The 22,688-nt window shown below is 59.3% G+C and carries 20 protein-coding genes and 1 tRNA gene; 9 read left to right on the top strand and 12 right to left on the bottom strand.

Going from position 1 to position 22,688, the window contains the following annotated elements; all coding sequences use genetic code 11:
* Nucleotides 1-105: 105 nt before the first annotated feature.
* Nucleotides 106-182, bottom strand: a tRNA-Arg gene (locus tag DESLA_RS0104485).
* 255 nt (nucleotides 183-437) lie between these two features.
* Between DESLA_RS0104485 and DESLA_RS0104480 the strand changes: the two genes are divergently transcribed.
* The 7 genes from DESLA_RS0104480 to DESLA_RS0104450 all read left to right on the top strand — a co-directional run bounded on the left by DESLA_RS0104480 (nucleotide 438) and on the right by DESLA_RS0104450 (nucleotide 8,676).
* Nucleotides 438-2,381: a HEAT repeat domain-containing protein gene (locus DESLA_RS0104480; protein WP_028571539.1), complete on the top strand. Its 1,944-nt coding sequence runs from the start codon at nucleotides 438-440 to the stop codon at nucleotides 2,379-2,381.
* An 8-nt stretch (nucleotides 2,382-2,389) separates the two neighbouring features.
* Nucleotides 2,390-3,244, top strand: coding sequence for a CheR family methyltransferase (locus DESLA_RS0104475; protein WP_028571538.1), 855 nt, complete (start codon nucleotides 2,390-2,392; stop codon nucleotides 3,242-3,244).
* A 59-nt stretch (nucleotides 3,245-3,303) separates the two neighbouring features.
* Nucleotides 3,304-3,729 carry a PilZ domain-containing protein gene (locus DESLA_RS0104470; RefSeq protein WP_028571537.1) on the top strand — a complete coding sequence of 142 codons (426 nt, stop codon included), beginning with the start codon at nucleotides 3,304-3,306 and terminating at the stop codon, nucleotides 3,727-3,729.
* Nucleotides 3,726-4,511: a ParA family protein gene (locus DESLA_RS0104465; RefSeq protein WP_028571536.1), complete on the top strand. Its 786-nt coding sequence runs from the start codon at nucleotides 3,726-3,728 to the stop codon at nucleotides 4,509-4,511. Before DESLA_RS0104470 ends, DESLA_RS0104465 begins: the two co-directional genes overlap by 4 nt.
* Nucleotides 4,498-5,220: a chemotaxis protein CheW gene (locus DESLA_RS0104460; protein WP_028571535.1), complete on the top strand. Its 723-nt coding sequence runs from the start codon at nucleotides 4,498-4,500 to the stop codon at nucleotides 5,218-5,220. Before DESLA_RS0104465 ends, DESLA_RS0104460 begins: the two co-directional genes overlap by 14 nt.
* Before the next feature lie 10 nt (nucleotides 5,221-5,230).
* On the top strand, nucleotides 5,231-5,596 hold the full coding sequence (locus DESLA_RS0104455) for a response regulator (protein WP_035262437.1): 366 nt from the start codon (nucleotides 5,231-5,233) through the stop codon (nucleotides 5,594-5,596).
* Nucleotides 5,597-5,787: 191 nt separating this feature from the next.
* Nucleotides 5,788-8,676: a chemotaxis protein CheA gene (locus DESLA_RS0104450; RefSeq protein ID WP_028571533.1), complete on the top strand. Its 2,889-nt coding sequence runs from the start codon at nucleotides 5,788-5,790 to the stop codon at nucleotides 8,674-8,676.
* Between the two features lie 37 nt (nucleotides 8,677-8,713).
* Here the strand turns inward: DESLA_RS0104450 and DESLA_RS0104445 are convergent, their stop codons facing one another.
* From DESLA_RS0104445 to sucD, 8 genes are all read right to left on the bottom strand, one after another.
* A complete protein-coding gene (locus tag DESLA_RS0104445; protein WP_028571532.1) occupies nucleotides 8,714-9,661 on the bottom strand; it encodes a tyrosine recombinase XerC in 948 nt (315 codons plus the stop codon).
* Nucleotides 9,636-10,577: a GGDEF domain-containing protein gene (locus tag DESLA_RS0104440; protein ID WP_028571531.1), complete on the bottom strand. Its 942-nt coding sequence runs from the start codon at nucleotides 10,575-10,577 to the stop codon at nucleotides 9,636-9,638. Before DESLA_RS0104440 ends, DESLA_RS0104445 begins: the two co-directional genes overlap by 26 nt.
* 2 nt (nucleotides 10,578-10,579) lie before the next feature.
* Nucleotides 10,580-11,422 (bottom strand): HDOD domain-containing protein, encoded by an 843-nt coding sequence (locus DESLA_RS0104435; protein WP_028571530.1) that lies wholly within the window; start codon nucleotides 11,420-11,422, stop codon nucleotides 10,580-10,582.
* Nucleotides 11,419-11,802, bottom strand: a complete 384-nt coding sequence (locus DESLA_RS18715; protein ID WP_035261354.1) for a hypothetical protein — start codon at nucleotides 11,800-11,802, stop codon at nucleotides 11,419-11,421. The genes DESLA_RS0104435 and DESLA_RS18715 overlap by 4 nt, the downstream gene beginning before the upstream one ends.
* 73 nt (nucleotides 11,803-11,875) lie before the next feature.
* Nucleotides 11,876-13,174, bottom strand: coding sequence for a DNA-processing protein DprA (dprA, locus tag DESLA_RS0104425; protein WP_156932861.1), 1,299 nt, complete (start codon nucleotides 13,172-13,174; stop codon nucleotides 11,876-11,878).
* On the bottom strand, nucleotides 13,171-14,028 hold the full coding sequence (gene ybgF / locus DESLA_RS21505; RefSeq protein WP_051434376.1) for a tol-pal system protein YbgF: 858 nt from the start codon (nucleotides 14,026-14,028) through the stop codon (nucleotides 13,171-13,173). The genes dprA and ybgF overlap by 4 nt, the downstream gene beginning before the upstream one ends.
* Nucleotides 14,029-14,050: 22 nt before the next feature.
* Nucleotides 14,051-14,518: a 23S rRNA (pseudouridine(1915)-N(3))-methyltransferase RlmH gene (locus DESLA_RS0104415; protein ID WP_028571528.1), complete on the bottom strand. Its 468-nt coding sequence runs from the start codon at nucleotides 14,516-14,518 to the stop codon at nucleotides 14,051-14,053.
* Nucleotides 14,515-16,677, bottom strand: coding sequence for a succinate--CoA ligase subunit alpha (gene sucD, locus DESLA_RS0104410; protein ID WP_028571527.1), 2,163 nt, complete (start codon nucleotides 16,675-16,677; stop codon nucleotides 14,515-14,517). The genes DESLA_RS0104415 and sucD overlap by 4 nt, the downstream gene beginning before the upstream one ends.
* A gap of 68 nt (nucleotides 16,678-16,745) precedes the next feature.
* On the opposite strand from sucD, the gene DESLA_RS0104405 reads away from it, so the two are divergent.
* Complete coding sequence (locus tag DESLA_RS0104405; protein ID WP_028571526.1) at nucleotides 16,746-17,360, top strand: DUF4390 domain-containing protein; 615 nt, start codon at nucleotides 16,746-16,748, stop codon at nucleotides 17,358-17,360.
* Nucleotides 17,361-17,446: 86 nt separating this feature from the next.
* Nucleotides 17,447-19,648 (top strand): sensor histidine kinase, encoded by a 2,202-nt coding sequence (locus DESLA_RS0104400; RefSeq protein ID WP_028571525.1) that lies wholly within the window; start codon nucleotides 17,447-17,449, stop codon nucleotides 19,646-19,648.
* A 279-nt stretch (nucleotides 19,649-19,927) separates the two neighbouring features.
* Here DESLA_RS0104400 and DESLA_RS0104395 read toward each other — a convergent pair whose 3' ends face one another.
* Genes DESLA_RS0104395 through rdgC form a run of 3 tightly spaced genes read right to left on the bottom strand, consistent with a single transcriptional unit; the run spans nucleotide 19,928 to nucleotide 22,664 of the window.
* Entirely contained in the window at nucleotides 19,928-21,352 is a 1,425-nt protein-coding gene (locus DESLA_RS0104395; protein WP_028571524.1) for a 30S ribosomal protein S1, read from the bottom strand.
* Nucleotides 21,353-21,399: 47 nt separating this feature from the next.
* Nucleotides 21,400-21,939, bottom strand: coding sequence for a hypothetical protein (locus DESLA_RS0104390; RefSeq protein ID WP_028571523.1), 540 nt, complete (start codon nucleotides 21,937-21,939; stop codon nucleotides 21,400-21,402).
* Entirely contained in the window at nucleotides 21,936-22,664 is a 729-nt protein-coding gene (rdgC, locus tag DESLA_RS18705) for a recombination-associated protein RdgC (protein WP_084031880.1), read from the bottom strand. Before rdgC ends, DESLA_RS0104390 begins: the two co-directional genes overlap by 4 nt.
* Between the last annotated feature and the right edge of the window lie 24 nt (nucleotides 22,665-22,688).

Here is a 22,688-nt window from a genome sequence, read left to right as displayed (position 1 = left end):
TACCCACCTGAAATCAAACATCCTAATGCTCCGAAACCTGCCTCAACCGGTTATCGCACAAAAAAAGGGTTCACGGCTTAAGCCGTGAACCCTTACATCCATATTTGGTGCGCCCGGCACGATTCGAACGTGCGACCAACGGATTCGTAGTCCGGTACTCTATCCAGCTGAGCTACGGGCGCGCAAAGCGATAATCTCTACTCAAAGCTCAAGGATTTTGTCAAGTGCTCGAAGCCAGGTTTTTAAAATTTTCCAGATGTCGAACCTATGGACAGTTTGAAAACTTTTCCAAACCTTGACGAGAAAGCGTGCATGATGCTTTAAGACCTTCTGAGGGGTAAACGTAACTGTTCAGCTCATTCGAAGCTATTTGGACCATTTTCCCAAGCAGTTTATCAAAACAATATATCCGTCGGGAACGACAACTCGGGTTTAACATGACAGATTGTCCAGAAATCATTGAACGATTCCAGGTCAAGGATCCGGAAGCCTTGCGTGAAGCGGCGCAGGATGCCGGAGATTACGGCTGTGAGGAGGCAATCCCCGGACTGATCACGTTGTTGCAAAACCCAAATTTAGGGGTCCAGGAGGCCGCTGATTTGGCGTTGCGGCAACTGGGCGGCGGCGAGGCGGTGCGGGGGCTTTGTCCCTTGCTTCGAGCCGAGGACGCCCAAGTGCGAAATCTGGCCATGGACATCCTTCGGGAAGTAGGCAACCTGGACATCAATACGATCGTCGCCCTACTCAGCGACGACGACGTGGACATCCGCATTTTCGCCTCGGACATTCTCGGTTCCACCCGGAACATCCTTGGCGTGCCGCATTTGTGCCAAGCCCTACTCCATGATCCGGAAGTCAACGTTCGATACCAGGCCGCCGTCAGCCTGGGCAGCCTGGGGTTTGCCGAAGCCGTTCAATGTCTGAACCAAGCCCTTTCCGACGAAGAATGGGTCCAGTTTTCCGTCATCGAAGCCCTGTTGAAAATCCGGGATGAATCCTCCATCAATGCTTTGATCCGGGCCATGCCTCAGTCCTCGGACTTGGTGGCCTCGATGATCGTGGACGCCTTGGGCGAAATGGGCAACCTGAAGTCCATTCCCTTGCTGCTCAAGCGACTTGACGAATCACCACGGGCGTTACGCAACAAAATTGTCAAGGCCGTGGTCCAAATCATGGGCGGACGAACCCTGAACCTGTTGTCGGCCCTGGAACAAGCCAATTTCAAGGACTACCTGCTCTCCGCGCTGGAAGATGAAGATGAAGAAATTCAGGATATGGCCATATCCGGTTTGGCTTCCCTAAAGGTATCCGAAGCCGCCGTCCCGATTATCAAGATGGCCGCCAAGCTGGATCCGAACTTTGAGGTGCATCAGGACCGTCTGGAAACCATCGCCGACGCTTTGGCCCAAATCAGTTTCACCGAACCCTTGCGCCAAATCCTCCAGGAATCCGACCCAGCGGCCATGGCCTTGACGGTGAAGACCTTGCGGCGCTTGCCGGGGGCGGAGTCCAGCCGTTTGCTGATGGATGCGTTTTGGAAGCACGACCGAGACGTGCAGCGAGAATTGGTGGATGCCCTGTGCGACGTGGCCGGGGATGAGGCCGAGGCGTTTTTCGTCGATTTGCTCGATCGGCACAACGACGGGCATGTACTCAAACAGGCGATGCGTTTTCTCAGCCGTGAGGCCGCCCAGGAGAAAAAACCGGAACTGGCCGATAAACTGTTCACATTTCTGGATCACCCCTACCCCGATGTCCGCGGTGTTGCCCTGGAAGCCTGCATCAGCCTGGGTGGAAAATCCCTGGTGGACAAATTTCACCAGATGTACGCGTCTCCGGCCGCGGACAAACGGGCCATGGCCATCCTCGGCCTGGGCAATCTGGGGTGCGACACGCATCTGAACGTGATTCGTTCAGCCCTGGAGGATGAGTCCACCGCCGTGCGCAAGGCAGCCCTGGAAGCCAGCATCAAACTCTGCGGCCTGACCGGGGAAGTCTTTGAAATGATTTCCCAGCGCTTGCAGGATGAAGACCGGGACGTTCGGCTGACCCTGGTCGCCCTGCTCGGAGACTGCGCGTGCAGCCTGGTCAATGTGGCGCCGATTCTGAAATCCGCGCTGGGCGACGCCGACGATTGGATCCGGATCCGAGCCGTCGAGGCCTTGGGACGATTGCAGGTCGCCGACGCGGTTAAGGACTTGGCTCCTCTTTTGCAAGAAAACAATCCACTTATTTCCATCAAGGTGATCGAAGCGTTGGGGATGATCGGCAACCAGGCCGCCTTCCAGGTTCTGCTCAGCATGCTCGACAGCGACGACTCGGAATTGATCAACGCAGTGGAGGACGCCATCGCCGTGCTCCAGGAACGTGAGGAAGGATAGGCGAAACAATGAACGCCGCGGGAACGGTGGACATCAAGGATGCCGAGTTTCAACAACTTCGAGATTTCATTTATGCGCAAAGCGGAATTTATATCCCGGACAACCGGAAATATCTTCTGGAGAACAGGCTTTCCAACCGCGTCAAGAATCTGAACCTGAAGGATTACGGAGAGTATCTTCACTTTCTGAAATACGACGGCGGACGCCGTCAGGAACTGCCCAGGCTGTTCGAGGTCATCACCACCAATGAAACCAGTTTTTATCGCAACCCACCGCAACTCAACGTCTTTCAGAACATCGTTCTGCCTCGGATACTGGAGCGACTTCGCAAGGAAGGGAAACGCAGCCTGCACATCTGGTCCGCGGGCTGTTCCACCGGCGAAGAGCCGTACACCCTGGCCATCATTATCCATGAGGTGCTCAAGTCTGAAATCGCCTCCTGGAACATCCGGATCACGGCCAATGATTTATCCGAAGCCGTCCTCCGTACGGCGCGTCAAGGCATCTACTCCGATTACGCCCTGCGCACCACGCCCGAGGATGTCGTCAAGCGGTACTTCGCCGAAGAAGCCGGACGATTCAGGGTACGCCAGGACTTGAAAAATATGATTACCTTCGGCCAACTCAACCTGAACGATCGCGGCCAAGTGAAACTGGTTCCGCGCTCGGAGATCGTTTTTTGCCGAAACGTCATCATCTACTTTGACGATACGATGAAGAAACGGGTAATCAATGCTTTTTACGACAATCTGGCGCCTGACGGCGTGCTGTTCATCGGCCATTCCGAATCCCTGCACCATGTTTCCAGAACCCTGACCCCTAAACACCATCCTGGAAGCATCGTCTATTACAAAGAAACATGACCCGGTCCACGAGACGCCGCGATGAATTGATTCACGATCAATGCGAAAGGGAGTCCCGCATGCTTAATGAAGAGCTTACTGAAGAGGAAAAACGCGCCCATGTCCGGCTGACCAAACCGTTTGAGGTGAAAATCAGGCCTTTTGCCTTCCCCTTGCAACGCCAGCCTACTTCCGAAGTCCATTCCGTGGACATCAGCGAAGGCGGGCTGCTCGTTCACTGCGCCCGGCGATTCACCGTCGGGGACAAGTTGCAGGTGACCATCTTCATCCCCAGCCTGAACAAGCACCATCCTGGTTTCTTCAAGGTCTTCGAAAGCGACGTGGACCAATCCTTGACCGCAGTGGCCGAGGTGGTCAGGGTTCAGGAGGTAATCCCGCTACGGGATTATGGATTGGGTTTGAAATTTTTGGACATCTATGAGGACGACTGGCAGGCGTTGCGCACGCTGATCCTCAAGGAGCTGCGCAAACAGGGTGCCGCGTGAAGCCAACGGTCCTGGCCGTGGCCAACCAGAAAGGCGGTGTCGGCAAGACCACCACCGCCTTGAGCCTCGCCGCCGCGCTCGGCGAAACGGGGCGTCGCGTTCTGGTCATGGATCTGGATCCTCACGCCTGCGCCAGCATCCATCTGGGGTTTTATCCCGAAGAGGAGCGCACGACCCTCTACGACCTGTTTCGCGAGGAGGATCCCGGCAAGCGCACGACCATCCTGGACGCGATGATCTCCCCCGCCGTCGATGCCGGATTCGACGCCGCTCCCAGCCACATTCGACTCTCCGAACTGGAGATGGACCTCCGGGACCGGGCGGGCAAGGGCGCGATCCTGAAGCAATGCATGGGCCACCTGGAGAACCGATATGATTACGTGGTCCTGGACTGTCCGCCTCATGTCGGCATATTGCTGGTCAACGCCCTGGTAGCCTGCGATCTGGTGATCATTCCCATGCAGACGGATTTTCTGGCCCTGCACGGCGTGCGCCTGATCTTCGCGACCATGAAGACTCTGAACAAAGCCTTGCCCAAACCCATTGATTTTCGAATTTTACCCACCATGTTCGACCGCCGGGCCGGGGCTTGTCAGCGGGTATTGCGCTTGTTGCGCCAAAAGGCGGCTTCCAAGATGTTCGAAACCATCATCCCCATGGATACCAAATTTCGGGAAGCCAGTGGTTTGGGGAAAACCATCCTGGGCGTCGCCCCATCCTCCAAGGGGGCGCAGGCCTACCGACAACTGGCCAGGGAGTTGACCGCCAATGAAAACGCTTGAACAATATTTCAAGGATCAGCCGCTGCTGCCCGACAACATCGCGGCCCCCCGCGACGGCGAGGAGTTGACCAGCGCGGAACAGGCTTTCTTACGCAAATATCTCGGTTTCGGGAGCCCCTCCGGTGACCACGAACCGGCGATCCAGACCGTAAATCCGGAACAGGTCATGGCCGGGCCGACGCCTCCAACCGGTGTAGCCTCCGGGACCGAAGGCTCGACGGACCCGCGAGGTTCGTCCATGGGTTCGGATCCGGCGGAACTGCAAAAAGCACTGCGCGAACAGCCTGAACTGCAGTTGATCGGTTTTCGTCTAGCGGATCAGGATTATGCCCTCCCCATTGAGGTGATCCAGGAAGTCATCCGATCCGTGGAGGCGACCAAGCTGCCCTCCGCGCCGACGTTTCTTTCCGGCGTGGTCAATCTGCGGGGGCGGGTCACCCCCCTGGTTTCCCTGCGCAATCTGCTCCGTCTGCCTCCAGGGGACGATCTGTTCATCATCGTCTGTCGTCACGGGGGCTTGCAGGTCGGCTTGCAAATCCAGGCCGTCTCCACCATGCACCGAGTCAAGCAGGAGCGCATTGATTGGGCGGTGGAGTCCTTGCTGGGCGTACAAAACGAGATGATCTGCGGTCTGATTCGTTCCGAAAATCAGCGCCTGATCAGCATTCTCTCCCTGGACCATCTTGTTCAATCCCTGGTGAAATCATGAGGTGTTTTTCGTGAAGCATATTCTCATCGTCGACGACTCCAAAACGGTTCGCAATCTTGTCGCCTTCATCATGAAACGGGAAGGCTTCCGGGTGACCATGGCCGAGGACGGCATGGACGGCCTGGAAAAGCTCTTTTCCGCCGGTGAACTGGACCTGATCATCAGCGACATCAATATGCCGCGGATGGACGGCTTTACTTTCATCAAGAATATCCGTGAACAAGATATTTTTCGCGATATCCCGATCATCGTCCTCTCCACTGAAGGTCAGGAAGAAGACATTCAAAAAGGGATCGGCCTGGGCGCGAATCTGTACATGGTCAAGCCGGCACAGCCCGACAAACTGGTCCGCAACGTAAAAATGCTTCTGGGATAGCCCAACAGTCCGTTGAAAAACTCCCAATTGCTGCGTCGCTACAAAAAGTTCAAACTCTCACATATCAATAAATACGCTTCGACCTTGAACTTTTTTTGCTTCTTGCACTTGGGGTTTTTGAACGGACTGACGGATAAGGTTTTCTCAACACTCAGCCAACCTCTCCCTTTTCCCCTTCAAGAGGTGCGCGAATGAACCAAGAGTTCTCGGATCCGGAAATATTCTCCGATTTCATCATCGAGGCCAAGGAACATCTGGAAACCATTGAGCCCAACCTGCTGCTTCTGGAAAAACAGCCGCGGGACGTGGGGCTTTTGGATGCCATATTCCGGCCGATGCACTCCCTGAAAGGGGCGTCCGGTTTTCTGGGCCTGCCTCAAATCAACAATTTGGCCCACAAGGCCGAGAACATCCTGGACGAACTGCGCAAGGGCAAGTTCCAGGTCACTCCCGACATCATGGACATCATCCTGGCGACCACCGACGCCTTGCGAACGATGATCGACAACCTGGAGATCAGCGGCTTGGAAGGCGACGTGGAAACACGGGAGATCATCGCTCGCATCAATGGCGTTTTGGAAGGCGGCGGCGCCCCGTCCGCGCCTGTCTCTCAGGAAACCACGGCTCCGAAAAACTCATCGCCCTCGGCACCATCTCCGAAATCCCCAGCGGACTCACCACCTCAAGCCTCGACGGACTCGGAAAACGGCCCATCAGCCAGACATCCGGCATCCTCGGACACCTATGCCTTGAACGCGGTCAGCGCGGAACACTTGGCGGACTTTCTGGAAGAGGCCCAGGAAATCGTCACCAACCTGAACCAGTCTCTTTTGGAGTTGGAGCGGACTCCGGAAGGAAAAGACGAGTTGATCAACGATATTTTCCGCTACATGCACAACCTCAAGGGAAACAGCGGCCTGCTGGGTTTTTCCGAGCTCAACGCTCTGGCCCATGAGGCTGAAAGCCTGTTGGGCCAAGTCCGCAAAGGAGAGATCGCCCTGGAGCGGGATCTGATCGACCTGCTCCTGGCCGCCACGGACCAAGTCGACGGTTTGGTGGCCAAGGTGGACGCCGAGTCCATGACCGTTACCGCGACGGATGTTCAGCCGATGATCGCCAAGCTGTACCAAGCCCGCCTGGGAGATGCGGGCATGGACGAACAACCGGACGTATCGGCCCAAGTTGAGGACGTCGCCCCCCTCCCCCATGACCAGCCGCTTCAAGCCCCTTCCTCCAACAACACAGCGCCCCCCTCAGTGGTTCCGAACGGGATGGATCCTGAAGACTTCGCTATTTTTCGCGAAACCGCTCGTCAACAGGTGGAAAACATGCGCATGGCGTTGGGTCTGTTGGCCGAGAATCCCGCCCATCGGGATTCCATTGACGGCCTGTACCGCTCATTGCTGACCCTCCAGAATTCCTCCAACTACATGGGCTACGACGACTTGAACGTCTACGCCGAGCGCACGGCCAAGCTCGTGGACCAGGCCCGCGGCGCGGACATGGGATTCGAGCTGTTCCTGGACCTGCTCAACCAGGAAAAGGAGATCATTGCGGACATGGTCGAGGCGGTTTTGAACAAGCATACGCTTTTCGACGCTTCTTCTCAGCCGCAACCTGAAGCACGACTTGAAGAATCCGGCGGTGAACAACAAGAAGCCGTATCCCAAGCCCCAAAACCGTCTCAAGATGAGCCCGTAGCGAGCACTTCCTCCTGGGACGCGCCTTCGCCGAAACCCGAGGCAGCCGCCGCCACGCCTGCTTCAAACACCAACGACGACCGGACGGAGACTCCGGACTCGCCCCCCCCCTCTTCCCCTGAAGCCTCCGCCGAGCAGCCGGCTTCACGTCAAGATTCCACCGCTCCCCCCAAGCCCAAGACGTCCACCACCATCCGGGTGGACCACGAACGGCTGGATCATTTGATGAACCTGATCGGCGAGTTGATCATCAACCGCAACCGCTTCGCCATGTTGTCCAAGTCCCTGGAGGAAAATCCGGACCAAGTGGAACAGGTCGCCCAGCAGTTGACCGAATCCACCTACGCCATGGCCAGAATTTCCGACGATCTTCAGGACACCATCATGCAGGTGCGCATGGTCGCGGTGAGCGCGGTGTTCTCCAGGTTTCCCCGACTGGTTCGAGACCTGAGCCGCAAAAGCGGCAAGGACGTGGAGCTGATCACCGAGGGCGAGGAAACCGAGTTGGATAAGAGCATCGTGGAAGTCATCGGCGACCCTCTGGTTCACTTGATCCGCAATTCCATGGACCACGGGCTGGAAGGACGAGAAGAGCGTGTCGCCGCGGGCAAGCCGCCCACCGGACGGGTTTGGCTACGCGCCTACCACAAGGGCAATTCCGTGGCCATTGAGGTGGAAGACGACGGCCGAGGCATTGATCCGGGGAAAATGCGCAAGGTGGCGGTGAAAAAAGGACTGATGTCCGAGGAGGAGGCCGCCAGGCTTGACGACCGGGAGGCCGTGGAGCTGATTTTCGCTCCGGGGTTCTCCTCGGCCGAGAAAATCACGGACATTTCCGGTCGGGGCGTGGGCATGGACGTTGTCCGGACCAACATCAAGAACCTCAAGGGCACGGTCAACGTGACCTCGGAACTGGGCAAGGGCTCGAAGATGACCCTGGTCCTGCCTTTGACCCTGGCCATTATCGACGCCCTGATGGTCACCGTGGCCGGGGCCACATACGCCATCCCCCTGGACGCGGTATCCGAGACGACCAAAATCGAGACCGAGACTCTCACCGACGTCAGCGGCCGCAAGGCGGTCACCTTGCGGGACGAGGTGCTGGGCATCGTTGAATTGACCGACCTGCTCGGCCTGCCCAAGAACAACAGCCAACGGGAGATTCTCCCGGTGGTGGTGATCACGGACAACGATCGCCGTTTGGGCTTGGTGGTGGATCGCTTGCTGGAACGTCAGGAAGTGGTCATCAAACCGCTGGGCACGTACCTGGGAGACATCGACGGCATTTCCGGGGCCACGATCATGGGCGACGGCAGCGTGGTCCTGATCCTCGACCCGCACGAAGTCTATCTTCTGGCCACTTCCCGCCCAGGGAGGTAGGTTCCGCAGGGCAGGCACGCGGGGGTGCCCTCCATCTTCACCCTTCCCCCTCCCCTCCCCCGCTGTTTCCGGCCAGAGGATGGGCCTGATCGTAGACCTGGACGATCCGGGCCAGGTCCAGATGGGTGTAGCGCTGTGTGGTGCTGAGCCGGGCATGGCCCAAGAGTTCCTGGACGCTGCGCAAGTCCGCCCCGGATTCCAGCAGGTGGGAGGCAAAACTGTGGCGCAGGACGTGGGGGCTGATCCGGCGTTCCAGCCCGACCTGGGCCGCGATCTTATCCACGATTTTAGCGGCCTCGCGCCGGTTCAACCGGCCGCCGCGCATCCCCAGAAAGACGGCCCGTTCCTCCGGTTTAGGGCCAAACGCCCCCCTGTGTTCCAGGTAGACGCGCATCCGCTCCACTCCGGGCTCGGTCATGGGCGCTAGGCGTTCCTTGGCCCCTTTGCCCAGAACGCGAACCATGCCTTGGTTCATGTCCACGTCGTACAGGTCCAGCCCCAGGGCCTCGCTGATCCGCAACCCCGATCCATACAACAGTTCCAGCAGAGCCATGTTCCGCAGCGAACGGGGATCCGGCTCCTGAGAGGCCTCCACCAAGCGCAGGGCCTGATCCACGTTCAGAGTGGTCGGGTGACGAACGTCCTGCCTGGGATTGATGATGGCGGCGCAGGGGCTGACGCGGAGAATGTCCTGACGGATCAGAAAGCGGAAGTAGGAGCGCAGAGCGGCCAGCTTGCGGGCCACGGAGCTGCGTTTGACGCCTCGGCGGTGCAGATCGGCCAGGTAGCCGCGCACCGTGTCCCGGGTAATGCTTTCCGGGGCCTCGGGGACTAGGCCTTTCTCCCGGACAAAATGCTCGAACTGGAGCAGGTCCACCCCATACGCGGCAAGGGTGGCTTCGGCATAGCCTTTTTCCACGCCCAAATGGGCCATGAACATCCGCCCGTAGGAGGACAGATCATTCTTGTCGGCGATCCAGGACATAGGAACTGCCGGGGATGGACTTGGCCTTTTTCTTCAGGTTCATGGCGATCTGCGAGGCCTCTCCGAAGTGCTTGAGTCGGCCGTCGGTGTTGAAGACCACGGCGATGGATACGGACATCATGGAAAAACGCTGCAAGGCGCCCTTGCGGTCCGTGGAAAGGATATAGCCGCGCTCCTGGTCGTCCTGGTCGTAAAAATGAGGGACGATGCCGTCGAAGCTCTCCACGACCCGTTGACAGGCGAACTCCACCGCGTCCGGGGGCAGAATGAAGACAAAATCGTCTCCGCCCACGTGCCCTACAAAGGTGAGTTTTCCGGCAAAGGAGCGGATGGTGTTCACGATGACCCGGGCGGTCATCATCAGGACCTCGTCCCCCCGGGAAAAACCGTATTTGTCGTTGAAAGACTTGAAGTGATCCAGGTCCACGTATGCCAGGGCAAAAGGTTCCTTGCGGTCGATCAAATCCTGGATGCGCTGAATGATGGAGGTATTGCCGGGCAGCTTGGTCAGTGGATTGGCGTCCAGTTCGCGGGAAGCGCGATGCAGGGTCAGGCTAAGACGGGACCGAGCTTCCAGGGGCGAGATGGGATAGAGAAGAAAGTCATCCATCTCCACCGCATGAAAATCCATGTTTTCCAGCGGCTTTTCCTCGGTCAGGCAAAGAACCACGGGCAACTGGCGATAGACATTCTCGCTCTTGACCATGTTCACCAGGGTCGGCCCGGAGAGTTGGGGCAGGTCGTCGTCCACCAGGAGCAGGTCCGGCGGGGCGTTGAAGACTTGTTCCAGAGCCATGGGACCGCGCTGGAACACCGTCCACTCCACCTGGTCCGACGGCCAGAGACTTTGGAAAAACTCCACCCGGTCCCGATCCGCGCAAACCAGGAAAAAACGCAGCTTGCGCCCGCACAGCACGGTTAGCCCAACCCCATGGACAGCCCGTCACCTTCGATTTCCGCGACCATGACGTCCAAGACCTTGTCCAGTTGGCTCATGTCCAACTGCAACAAGGCCAGGGCTTCGGAATCGAGGCGGGGTACCAAGTCGTCGCCACCGGAGCCGACTTCCAGGGTTCGAATCAAAAAGTCGCCCACGTGCACCACGCAGGCCATTTTTGGATAATGTTGCGCGGCAACGGGACGGTGATGACCGGAAATACCGATCTTCAGGTTCACGGGCAGGTTCCAGTGATCCGCGACCCAGGAGTTGATTCGGTCATGGCCGAAGCCGAGCACCTTCTTTTCCGCGTCCAGATAAAGCACGTCATCCTGGCGGACCACGGCGTCGATCTCCGCCTTGGCCGTCGGCAATTGCAGAGCCACGATGACCTTGCCCAGGTCGTGCAGCAGACCGGCCACGGCATATTCTTCGGGCTCCTTGAACCCGGCCTCCCGAGCAATGGCGTTGCAGGCCATGGCGCACCCCACGCTGTGTTCCCACAGACCGACCATGGAAGTGGTCATCAACTCGAATACGGAGGTGCTGATGATCAGCCCCTTGATGACGTTGAACCCCAGTAGGACCAAGGCGTGTTGAATGGTGCTGATCCGCCCGGGGAACCCGTAAATCGGTGAATTGACCATCTTCAGAACCTTGGCCGAGAGCACCTGGTCCCGGGAGATCAGTTTGGCGATCTGCTGGGTTGAGGAGTTGGGATCTTCCAGGAGTTTGGAAACTTCTTCCAACACCGTGGGCAACGTGGGCAGATCCTTGACCGCCAGCAATTGCCCCTTGCGCTCGGTGCGCAGATCTTCGCTCATGCCGCGCCCCCCTGTTCCTTCTGTTCAGCCGGCAGGGTCTGCTCCGGTGATTCAGCGATCACTGTAGCGCTGGCGGCCTTGAGCAGAAAATAATCTTTCAGATGGGCCCGGAGCTTGACCATCCAGGGATCGTCGCCGTGCTTGCGAAACAAATGATCCAGTCGCTCGACCCGAATGGTATACGGATTCTTCCCCCCTCCTCCCAGGTCCACCGGATTGCCCTGGACCGTGATCATGGCCACGTCCATGCGTTCCAGCCGTTCCAGCAATGACTCGGAAAGTTCGGTGTTTTCGGCCACCAATACCAATCCGTTTTCCCGGAGGATGGGCTTGGCCAGCTTCATGCCCGGTTTGGCCAGATTTAATGGAATTTTTTGCATAAATAGAGTCGCGCCTTGTCGTCTGGGTGTCAAGACCAGGATCGGTGAACAACGCCGACCGGAAAAAAAACGTTTATCGTCCGCACAGCGAATAGTACATCCCCGGATATCGCCTGACAAGAGAACGCATTTCCAGAAGCAGCAAGAGCGTACTGATTCGCGAGGGTTCATCATCAAGTCCGTTGCAAATGTCGTCGATGTGCACCCTGCCCCGGTGCTCAAGAAATTTGACCAATCGTTCTTCTTCCGGATTCAACGTCTCCCAACAACTTTCATCCGCCGATGCGAAGTGGTTGTCGGGCTTGGAGGTCGAGGAGACCATGAGAGAGTCGCCGGATACTTCTTTGGAAAAGAGGTTGGGCGGGTCCATGGGCTTGTCCGAACCGGTGCCTTGAGAATCGGATGTCGAAGGCTTCGGGGCGGTATCCGGGGCGCCCGACCCTTTGATGCCGATGAGCTGAGGCCGCAGTTCCGTCAGAATGTCCTCCACGGTCCGGACCAAGGTCGCGCCTTGACGAATCAAGTGGTGACAGCCGTTGTAGCTCTCCATGTTCAGCGGACCGGGCAGGGCGAAAACCTCGCGTCCTTGTTCCAGGGCGATGGAAGCCGTGATCAGGCTGCCGCTGCGCACGGCGGCTTCGACCACCAGGACTCCGAGGCACAAGCCGCTGATGATCCGGTTGCGGTGCGGGAAATTGACCGCGTCCGGCCGAGTGCCCGGCGCGAACTCCGTCACGATCAGTCCCTGGCGAAGCAGGCGCAGCCAGAGATCCTTGTTCGCGGCGGGGTACAATAGATCCAAGCCCGTGCCCAGAACGGCGATGCTGGAGCCGATCTCCTCCAGGGCCGAAACATGGGCCTGACGGTCGATCCCAGCGGCGAATCCGGAAATAACGCAGATTCCGGCTCGAGACACATCCCGGCTGATGGAGCGCACGGCTTCCATGCCGTAGCGGGAACACTTCCGGGAGCCGACCATGGCCAGGGCCGGGGAACCGAGCAGACCGCGATCTCCGGCCAGGTAGAGCAAGGCCGGCGGGTTGGGGATGCGGCGCAGTAACGCCGGATAGTCCCTGTCCGACCAGAGCAGAACCTCCATGCCCTTGTTCCGGGCGTCCTGGGCCTCCTGCTCCGCGGCCGTTCGCCAGGAACCGGCCAGAAACTCCCGGACCTGATTTTTCCGCGCCAGCCCGAGGTCATGCCATTGCCCGGCGTGTTCGACAGCCACGGCGGCCCGCCCGAAATGCTCCAAAAGACGCTTCCAGGTCCGCGGCCCCAGGCCGCTGCTGTTGCGTAGCGCCAAGCTGGCCAGATATTCGTCGCGACGATCCGGGTCCATATCCGGGTGCGCTTTCAGGCGTATTCGGCTCACGAAGCGGTGGTCGGCAGTTGTGGCAGGCGCTCACGGCCCAACCGAGAGGCCGGAGTGTCGGGGTAATCGTCGATGACGATCCGGAGATGAAAGCGGGCGTTGGGATAGTCCCCCAACTGCTCATAGGCGAACCCGGCCTTGAGCAGGGCGTCGGGAGCCTTGGCGCTTTTGGGAAACCGTCGGCTCAGTTCCTTGAAGACCAGAATGGACTGTGCGAACTGCTTTTGGGCGTAGTGGGTTTCCGCTTGCCAATACAGCGCGTTGGGCACCAGGGGGTGGTTCGGAAAACGTTCTTGAAAGGTGAAAAAGTCCGCACGGGCCTGGGCGTATTCGCCTCGATAATATTTTGCCAAGGCCTGATCGTACAGTTCCTTGGCCTCGTTTTGATCCCGTGAATCGGCTGAAGCGGACGGTTGAGGCTTGGGAGTCGGCGAGGGTCGGACCTCGGGTTCCGGAGTCAGGCGAGGTCCAGGAACGGATGCGGGTTCGGAAGGCGTCCGTAGTGCTGGAACCGCCTCTGTCTGGTCCGCCTCGAAAGGCGTTGCGGAGGGCGGCGTCATTGCATCCGCGGACTTCGGAGTGCTTCGGGAAGTTTCCTCGACGACCGACTTGGTCGGATCTTGCGCGGCCAAGACATCCTGGAGAAAGCGTTCCTGTTGCAACAGCGACAGCTCCATGGAGTCCAGGCGTTCCCGGAATTCATCCGCCAGTCGGTCCTGGCGGTCGCGGACTTCCACCAGGGCATACTCCAGATTGCCGATACGGCCTTGCTGCAACGACGGAGAGGCGCAACCGGCAAGTCCCAGAACGAGCAGACCCGCCCCGATGACCAAGGGCATCCAATGCCGTCTCATGGAATATCTCCTTCCCAACCGTTCAATGGTGATAGCCCGTCCCCCGCTGGATGGTCAGGGCTCGGTAAACCTGTTCGAAAAGCACCACACGGGCCAGTTCATGGGGCAAGGTCATGGGACTCAGGCTGATCAATTGATCGCAGCGCTCCCGAAACTCTCCGGAAAAGCCGAAGGCGCCGCCCAGCACGAAACAAGGTCGGCGCACCGGGTCTTCCCACCATGCTTCCAGGGCCGTAGCAAAGGCTTCCGATGAATACCCCCGTCCCGCCGCGTCCAAACCCAGGACCCGGTCCTTGGGTCCCAGTTTGGCCAGCAGTGCCTTGCTCTCCATGTCGATCCGCCGTTCCAGGGTCAAGTGGCCCGGAGCGTCCTTGACCTCCACACGTTCAAACCGGACGAACCGCCCAATCAACGTCGCGTAGTGCTCCGCGGCCCGCACCCAGTGCGGCGTTTTCAACCGCCCCACCGCCAGACAGGCTATGGCTTTCATCCGCGCCCTATTTCTAATGCCTCCCCGGTCAGCCGGGCGATGTCGTCCAGATTCGTGCAGAGGGTCACGCCGGCGGCCTGGAGGCGATCGAGTTTGGCCTGGATGCCGCCGCCGCCCTTTTCCAGAATGGCTCCGGCATGGCCGAGACGCTTGCCCTCGGGGGCGGTCCGTCCGGCGATGAAGGCCAGGATCGGTCCGTTCCAGCCCATGGTCCGCAGGTGCTCGGCGGTTTCCTCTTCGGCCCGACCGCCGATCTCGCCCAGGATCAACACGGCTTCGGTCCGGGGATCAGCGATCACCAACTCGGCGCAGGGCGTCAACCCCAAACCGACGTAGGGGTCTCCGCCCACGCCGATGCATACGGATTGGCCGATGCCGGCCGCTGAGAGGCGGTGCACGGTTTCATAGGTCAGCGTGCCGCTGCGGGAGAGCACGGCCACCGGCCCGGGGGTGAAGATATGGCCGGGCATGATCCCGACCTTGATCTCACCGGGCACGATCAGGCCGGGAGTATTGGGACCGACCAACCTGCTGGGCGAGCCGTCGAGCTGCTTGAGCACCCGGAGCATGTCCATCTGGGGAATGCCCTCGGTAATGCAGACGATCCAGGGCACTCCGGCCTGGGCCGCCTCCAGGATGGCGTCCGCGGCCACCGCGGCGGGAACGAAAATAATGGAGACGTCGATCCGGTGTTTGGACACCGCCGCGGCCACGCTGGAATAGACCGGCAGCCCGAGCACGTTCTCCCCGCCCTTGAAGGGCGTCACTCCGGCCACAACCAGGGTTCCATATTCCTGCATCAGGGCGGCATGGCGCTGCCCTTCCCTTCCGGTCAGCCCCTGCACCAAAACTTGGGAGGAAGCATTCAGGCCGAAGGGCCGGTCACGAGGTAAACTTTCGGCGACGGGGATGGACGATGCCCCCGTGAAGGACGCCGTGGACAAACCAGAGCCCGATCCGCCGGTTGCCTCCGCGACCGGAGTCCGACTCGGGACAAGCGTCTTCAACACGGCCAGGGCTTGGCTCAAGTCGTCGGTCACATGCAAAGTGTTTCCGGGCACGTCCGCCAGTAAAGCACAACCGGCCTCTGCCCCATGCCCGGAAAGCCGCACCACCACCGATTTGGACGGCGGGCGGCCGCCCAGGGCGTTCTTCAAGGCCGCGGCCACCTTTTCACAGGAAAGGATGCCACCGAACAGGTTGATCAACACGGCTTCGACCTGAGGATCGTCGAGCAGGATGGCCATGGCCGCGTCCATGGCCTTTTGACCGGCGCCTCCGCCCAGGTCGAGAAAATTTGCCGGCTCCAGACCGGAAAAGGTAAGCAGATCCATGGTGGCCATGGCCAGCCCGGCCCCGTTGACCATCAGACCCACCCGGCCGCCGAAGCGGTGATAGCTCAATCCAGCCTGCCTGGCCCTGCACTCCTGATCGCTGAAGTAGAGGTCCCGTTCATAGCGCCGCAACTCCGGTCGCTGATCCGCCAAGTTGTCGTCCACCTCCACCTTGCCGTCCAGGGCCAGCCAGCGATCGTCCCCCGTCAGCACCAAGGGGTTGATTTCCGCCAGCAGCAAACCGTTGCGCAGGAAGCAGTTCCAGAGGTTGCGCACCAGAGTTTGAAAGCCCGGCCAAAAGGCCTTGATCGCGTCTCGGTCCAGTCCCAAATGAAAAAATGCCGCGCGAATGTGATGATCCATCAACCCGGCCAAAGGATTGATTTTCTGAATGAAAAGATTTTCCGGATCCTCGGCGCCGATGGCTTCCACATCTACTCCGCCCCGACGGCCGATGGTCAGCACCGGGCAGCCCCACTCCCGATGCAGGGTCAGGCTGAGATAGAATTCCCGGGCGATGTCCGCCCGTTGTTCAATACGCAGCAACGGAACCTTCCGGTCACTGACGATCATTTGAAACAGGCCCTCGGCGTTGGTGACCAATTCTTCAAGGGAGTCCACGGAGACGATCCCCCCTTGCTTGCCGCGTCCGCCGGAGAGCACCTGAACCTTGAGCATCCAGGGCGAGGGTATTCCGACCAACCGGGACATCAGTTCCAAGCGTCGCCCTTCGGTCAAATCGTCGGGAGAAAGCAACAGGCCTTTGGGCGTGGGAACGCCCGATTCCTCGAAGAGTGTCTTGCCGTCATGTTCGTTCAGTTGCATATGCGCTCCGCTAAACAAAGCCTTGCTGGTTGTCAAAGGCATGCCAATAAGGGTAGAGGATCATCTTGATGCGCAGGGCTTCTCCTCAAATATCATCCATCCCCCATTTGATGCTCCATATTCGCCATTTTATCCTGAGTTGTCTGCTGGTCCTGACCGTGGTCGCAATTCCGATCCCCGGCATGGGGGCCACGTTGCTGGCTCTGGACAACTTGGTGGTGGACAGCCAAGCCGAAAAAATTCATCTCCGCTTCGGGTTGCGTCTGGAACAGCCCGAACCCGTCGCCGCGGTCCTGCACGAAGGAGTCGACCTCTGGTTGGAAGGGACCGCCCGTCTGATCTCCAAGCGCTTATTCTTGCCCAACAGAATCCTTCACGAACAGATCTTTGAGCATGTCTTGGAATGGAACCCGTTGACTCAAGAATACGAGTTGACGTTGCCCCAGAAGGAACATCTGGTCAAGGCCAAGGAACTCAAGGACTTGATCACCGAACATTGGCGGGAGATCAGCCTGGAAATGGGCGAATGGTCCATGCTGGTTCCGGGCCAGACCTATCACATGGAATTGGAAGTCACCCTGGATCGCCGGGACATCCCCGTGTGGATGCGCCGCGTGCTCTTCTTTTGGTCCTGGGAAGTGATGACCCCGATTCGCTATGAACTGGAATTCTCCGTCCCTTGAGCGCCGTCGGTCATGGTTGACCGCGCTCGTCGCTCAAGGGTGACCCGCGCACCCATCGTCCAAGGTTGACCGCGCACTCACCGCCCATGCCCGAACCTTCGCCTTCCCCCGACCCGATCAAGATCAGCGTTCCGGACAGGGTCCAACGCAAACGCCGGCAGCGTGAGTTGTACTTGGCACTGTTCGGTTTTATTGCCGTGGTCGTGTTGGTCTGGGTGCAGCTCAATTTCCTGCGGGTCGACTCCTACGTTTTTTTCGCCCTGTACAACCTGAACTTCATCCTGTTGCTGGTCGTCCTGTTTTTGGTGGCCAGAAACGTGGTCAAGCTCATCCTGGAGCGACGACGCAAGGTCATCGGGGTCCGGCTGCGCACTCGACTGGTCCTGGCCTTCGTGTCCCTCTCCCTGGTCCCCACGGTTCTGCTATTTCTGATTTCCCTGATCTTCGTGCGCACATCCGTGGACTTCTGGTTCGAAGGGCAGATGGAAAAATCCCTGGAACAAGCCCTGACCGTCGGCCAATCCTTTTATTCCTCGGCTCAGGAACGTCTGGAGCAGCGCGGTGAATTTTTGGTCAACCATATCCGAGAACGCCAATATTCCTGGGGCGGACGGCCCATGCACGCCTTTCTGGACGAAAAACGCCAGGAATACGGGCTGGGGCTGACCGGCGTCCTCTCTCCGGGGCTGACCGAGCAGAATTGGCACGCCAACGAGGACTGGGCCGCGGCCTGGCCCAGCGTCCGCACGGAGATGAACCTGGAATCCCTGCTGGACTCCCCCCGGATTCTCTCCGCCATTCATCCCGGACCCAGTTCCGATCTGGTCGTGGGAGTGCTGCCTGTGGACGGCGGGCGGACCGGCTATCTGGTCCTGGGCGACAGCCTGGGCGAGGGGCTGCTGTTCAAGTTGCGCCAGATCGTCCGGGGCGTGGACGAATACAAAAAATTGCAAACCCTGAAGTATCCCTTGAAGGTGACGCTCTACTTGGTCCTGGGGCTGACCACCCTGCTGATCGTCCTTGCCGCGACCTGGTTCGGCTTTCGCCTGGCCAAGGAACTTTCCGCCCCGGTCCAGGCCCTGGCTCTGGGCACCCAGCGCATCGCCGAGGGGGACCTGGCCTTTCGCCTCCAGGATGACGCCAAGGACGAACTGGGCATGCTGGTTCAGTCCTTCAACCATATGGTCCGGGATCTGGAGTCCAGCCGGGCTAAACTGACCCAGGCCAACGCCCGCCTGGAAGATCAAAACCAGGAATTGGAGACCAGGGGCCAGTATATGGAGGCCGTACTGGACAACATCACTTCCGGAGTGGTCTCCATCGGCCCGGACGGACGGGTGAGCACGGTGAACAAGGCCGCCGAGGCGATCCTGAATTTCGACTCCCGGCAAATCCTGGGCAAGACGCCCAACCAGTTTCTGCATCAGGATTATCTGGGCATGCTCCAGGGCGTGATCAAGCACCTGCACGTCCACCCCCGGGCCAAATGGCAGCGGCAATTGGATCTGCGCATGGGGTCCAGGGAAATCAAGCTGTTGGTGAACATCGTCCACCTGCAGGATCAGGGCGGGGTCATTGCGGTGTTCGAGGACGTCACGGAACTGGAGAAGATGCAGCGCCTAGCCGCCTGGAAGGATGTGGCTCGTCGGATCGCCCATGAAATCAAGAATCCGCTGACGCCCATCAAGCTTTCAGCTCAGCGGTTGGAGCGCAAGTTCGCCGCCCAGGTGGACGACCGAACCGTCTTTGACCAGTGTACCAAAATCATTATTCGCCAGGTAGAACATCTCCAGCGCATGGTTCAGGAGTTTTCTTCCTTTGCAAAGCTGCCGGAGGTCCGGGCCTTCGAGAACGCCCTGGAGCCGCATCTGGAGGAAATCGTGGACATGTTCCGCAACAGCCATGTGCGCATCAAATGGACCCTGGACGTGGACGGCCCGATTCCCCTGGTACGTTTCGACCCCGAAGCCCTGCGCCGGGTCTGGATCAACCTGCTGACCAACGCCGTGGAGGCCCTGGAGGATCAGGACCAACCGGAAGTACGAACCCGGCTCAGCCACGACCCGGAAAATCAGTCGGTGCGCATCGAGTTCCAGGACAACGGGCAGGGTCTCAGTCAGGTCGACGACATGCAAAACATCTTCGAGCCTTACTTTTCCCGCAAGAAAGGCGGGACCGGCCTGGGTTTGACCATCGCCAAGTCCATCGTCGGGGAGCACCAGGGGACGATCAGGGTCCTGCCCAACACCCCGCGTGGGTGTGTCTTCGAGGTCGTCCTGCCAGCATAGCTCCACTTTGCCGACAAAATCGAAATCGGTATCGAAATCAAAAAAAGCTTTGATACCGAGTATCTATTCAGCACATTTTGTTTCCGCCCTTGCTCCGGCAATCGGAGTCGGGGTCGCTATCGGAATCGGAATCGGAACAGGAAAAATTTGAACGCTACCCAGCGTTTTCGATCCCGATACCGACCCCGACAACGGCATTACTCTATGCTGAATAGTTACGATACCGATTTCGATTTCAACCCCGAGCATCTCCTAAACAATAGCCCGCGCCTCCCCTCTTTACTCTTCCTTGGCCTCCATGGCCTTTTTCAACTGCTCGCCCAATGACCCCATGGGAGCCGTTTCCTGGGCCGCGTGGCCACGCCAGTCCTCGCCCTGGTCGGCACCGGGCAGAGCCAAGGAGATACGACGCTTGTCCACGTCCACGACGTCGACGACAACCGACAGCACGTCTCCGGGCTTGGCCTTGGCATAGGCCTCGTCCTCGGCGCGTTCCAGACGGGAAAGGGGCAACAGGCCCACGACTCCGGGCTCGAGCCGGACGAACATGCCGAATTTTTCCCGCTTTTCCATGGTCCCCTGAATCATCTGGCCTTTCTTGAATCGTTCGGCCACTCCCTCCCAGGGATCGCCCTCGGCGTCGCGCATGGACAAAGCGATGCGCCGGGTTTGCGGATCAATGGACTTAACCATCACCGGGACGCTGTCGCCCACGGCCACCATGTCTCCGGGCTTGTGCACCCGCTTCAGGTAGCTCATCTCACTCACATGCACGAGGCCTTCGATTCCGGGAACGATTTCCATGAACGCACCGAACGGGGCCAGGTTGGTCACCCGTCCGCTCAGCTTGGCCCCCACCCGGACCTCGTCGGCCAACCGGCTCCACGGGTCTTCCATGGCCTGTTTCATGGACAATTCCAGGCGGATTCCCTTGCCCTGGTCGTCGACTTTGAGCAGTTTGACCGTGACTTGGTCGCCCACGGACACCACGTCTTCCGGAGAAACATTGCGGGACCAGCCCAGTTCGGAGACGTGCACCAGCCCTTCCAGACTCGGGGCCAATTCCACGAACGCACCGAAAGGGGCCAACCGGGATACCGTGCCCTGGAGCAGATCCCCGACCGAGACTTTTTTAAGAAATTCGGCCAAGGTCTCGGCCAATTCCAGATCCAAAAGCGCCCGGCGGGACACCACGATATTTCGTCCGCGCTCCTCAACCTTGGTGATCAGAAACTGCATGGTTTCGCCCACCAGGGCTTCCGGATCCACCACGGGACGACGGTCCACCTGGCTGAGCGGACAGAAGGCCGTCTTGTCCAGAATCCGGACCCGGAACCCGCCCTTGCAGGTTTCCTTGATCTTGCCTTCCACCGGAATGCCTTCTTCCATGGCCTGCCGCAATTGTTCCAGGCCGCCTTCTCCGCTCAGGGCCTTGGCCAGGCGGATCTGGCCGCCCTGGACGGCCACTACGAACAATTCAACCTCATCGCCTTCCCGCAACGAGAATACGTCGTCCTTGTCCAGGAGTTCCTGCTTCTCGATCACCCCGTCGCTTTTGGTTCCGGTGTCAACGTAGACCATTTCCTCGCTGACGGCGATGATCCGCCCCTTGATCCGGTCGCCCACGCGCAGGTCGGGCTTCATTTCCATTTCAGAGGCCTCGAACATCTCGGCAAAGCTCTGCTCCATCTGGGAATCGGACATACAATATGCTCCTGTGAAGGGTCGTTTGGGCAACGGCTGATTTGGGGTTACGGAGTGGAACCGGAGGTCGTGTCGACCCACCGGCGAACGGCGTTCAATTCGTCGCTCCATTCGGAGGAAAACCGCAATTTTAAAAATTGTAAGAACATCTGGTCAAAAAAGAACAAGGCCCGCTCCAACAGGTACATCTTCTCCAGGAACGGACCGTCCGGGTCCTGGCCCTCTTCCAGGCGAAACTCCACCTTGGGCGTCTTGAAGCCGGCCGTGGAAAAATCCTCGGCCTTTACCGTTACCTGCCAGCCGTGGCCGTCCTCTTCCACGCGCAGCTTGGCCTGATGCACCTTCTTGCCGCGCAACAAACCGCTTTTTGCCTCGTGCAGTTCCGCGCCGGGGCCGCTGCTGACCGCGGTTTCCAGGTATTCGCCTTCACCACTTTGGACCATGACTCGGCCCTCGAAGGTCAGGCCAAAGGGGATGCCGTCCGTGGTTTGCCACTGGCCGTTGCTGCGTTCGCTGCGAAACCAGATCCAGGTCAAAAATTCCTGCCCCAGAGCCAGGTCCTTGGCTTTGATGGTTTCCAGACTCACGACACGCCCTCCCCTTCTTCATCGGATGCGTCGCGAACGCGGTCACTTTCGCGCCGCGCGGCGGCCTGCCCAAAAGCCTCTCGGGCTGTCTCCACGGCGGCTCGACGGATCGGAACGAACATCGATCCCTCAAATCCGGTCAACCGACCTTCCGCCGCTTCTCCCAGGAGTTCCAGCGCCAGAACCACCGGAGTCAGCGGCTCCAGCTCGGCATCGAAGGTTCGGGCGAACAGTTCCTCGAACAGGGTGCGGACCTTGGTATTGGTGGTGGCCAGATACACCCGGTTGTCCCGTACGCTCCAGACCACGTCGAACACCGCCGGGATGGGCAGACTGCGCATCAGCAGGCGTTGCCGGACCTGATCGCGCAGTTCGGTTTTTTGGTCCTTGCTCAGAAACTTCTTGCCTTCCGCGACCAGTTGGGCCATCCGCTCCCGCAGGGCGATCATCCAATGTTTCTTGAACACCGCCGGAGGGACGCGCCGGGTGTCCAGGCGCAGGGAAAAGGCCAAGTACGGTCCTTTTTCCGGACCAGCCGTGGTCCACTCCGCGTCCAACAGGTCGTCGAAGCAGACCCAGCCGAAGGACCGCTCCTCCATGCTCTGGTCGATGTCCACGAAGGCAAACCGTTTCAGCCTGAGCTGGACATCGGAAAGCACGTCGTCCCCGACCTCGTCCGGCAGACGGTATCTGGTCAGTCCCGTGCTCGCGGAAAGAAAACCCACGTTCGACTCCCTATCCAATCATGG

Origin of the sequence: Desulfonatronum lacustre DSM 10312 (assembly GCF_000519265.1) — a bacterium.
Taxonomy (GTDB): Bacteria; Desulfobacterota; Desulfovibrionia; order Desulfovibrionales; family Desulfonatronaceae; genus Desulfonatronum; species Desulfonatronum lacustre.
Note: the sequence above shows the minus strand (reverse complement) of the source record. Positions and strands in the feature narration are given on the sequence as shown.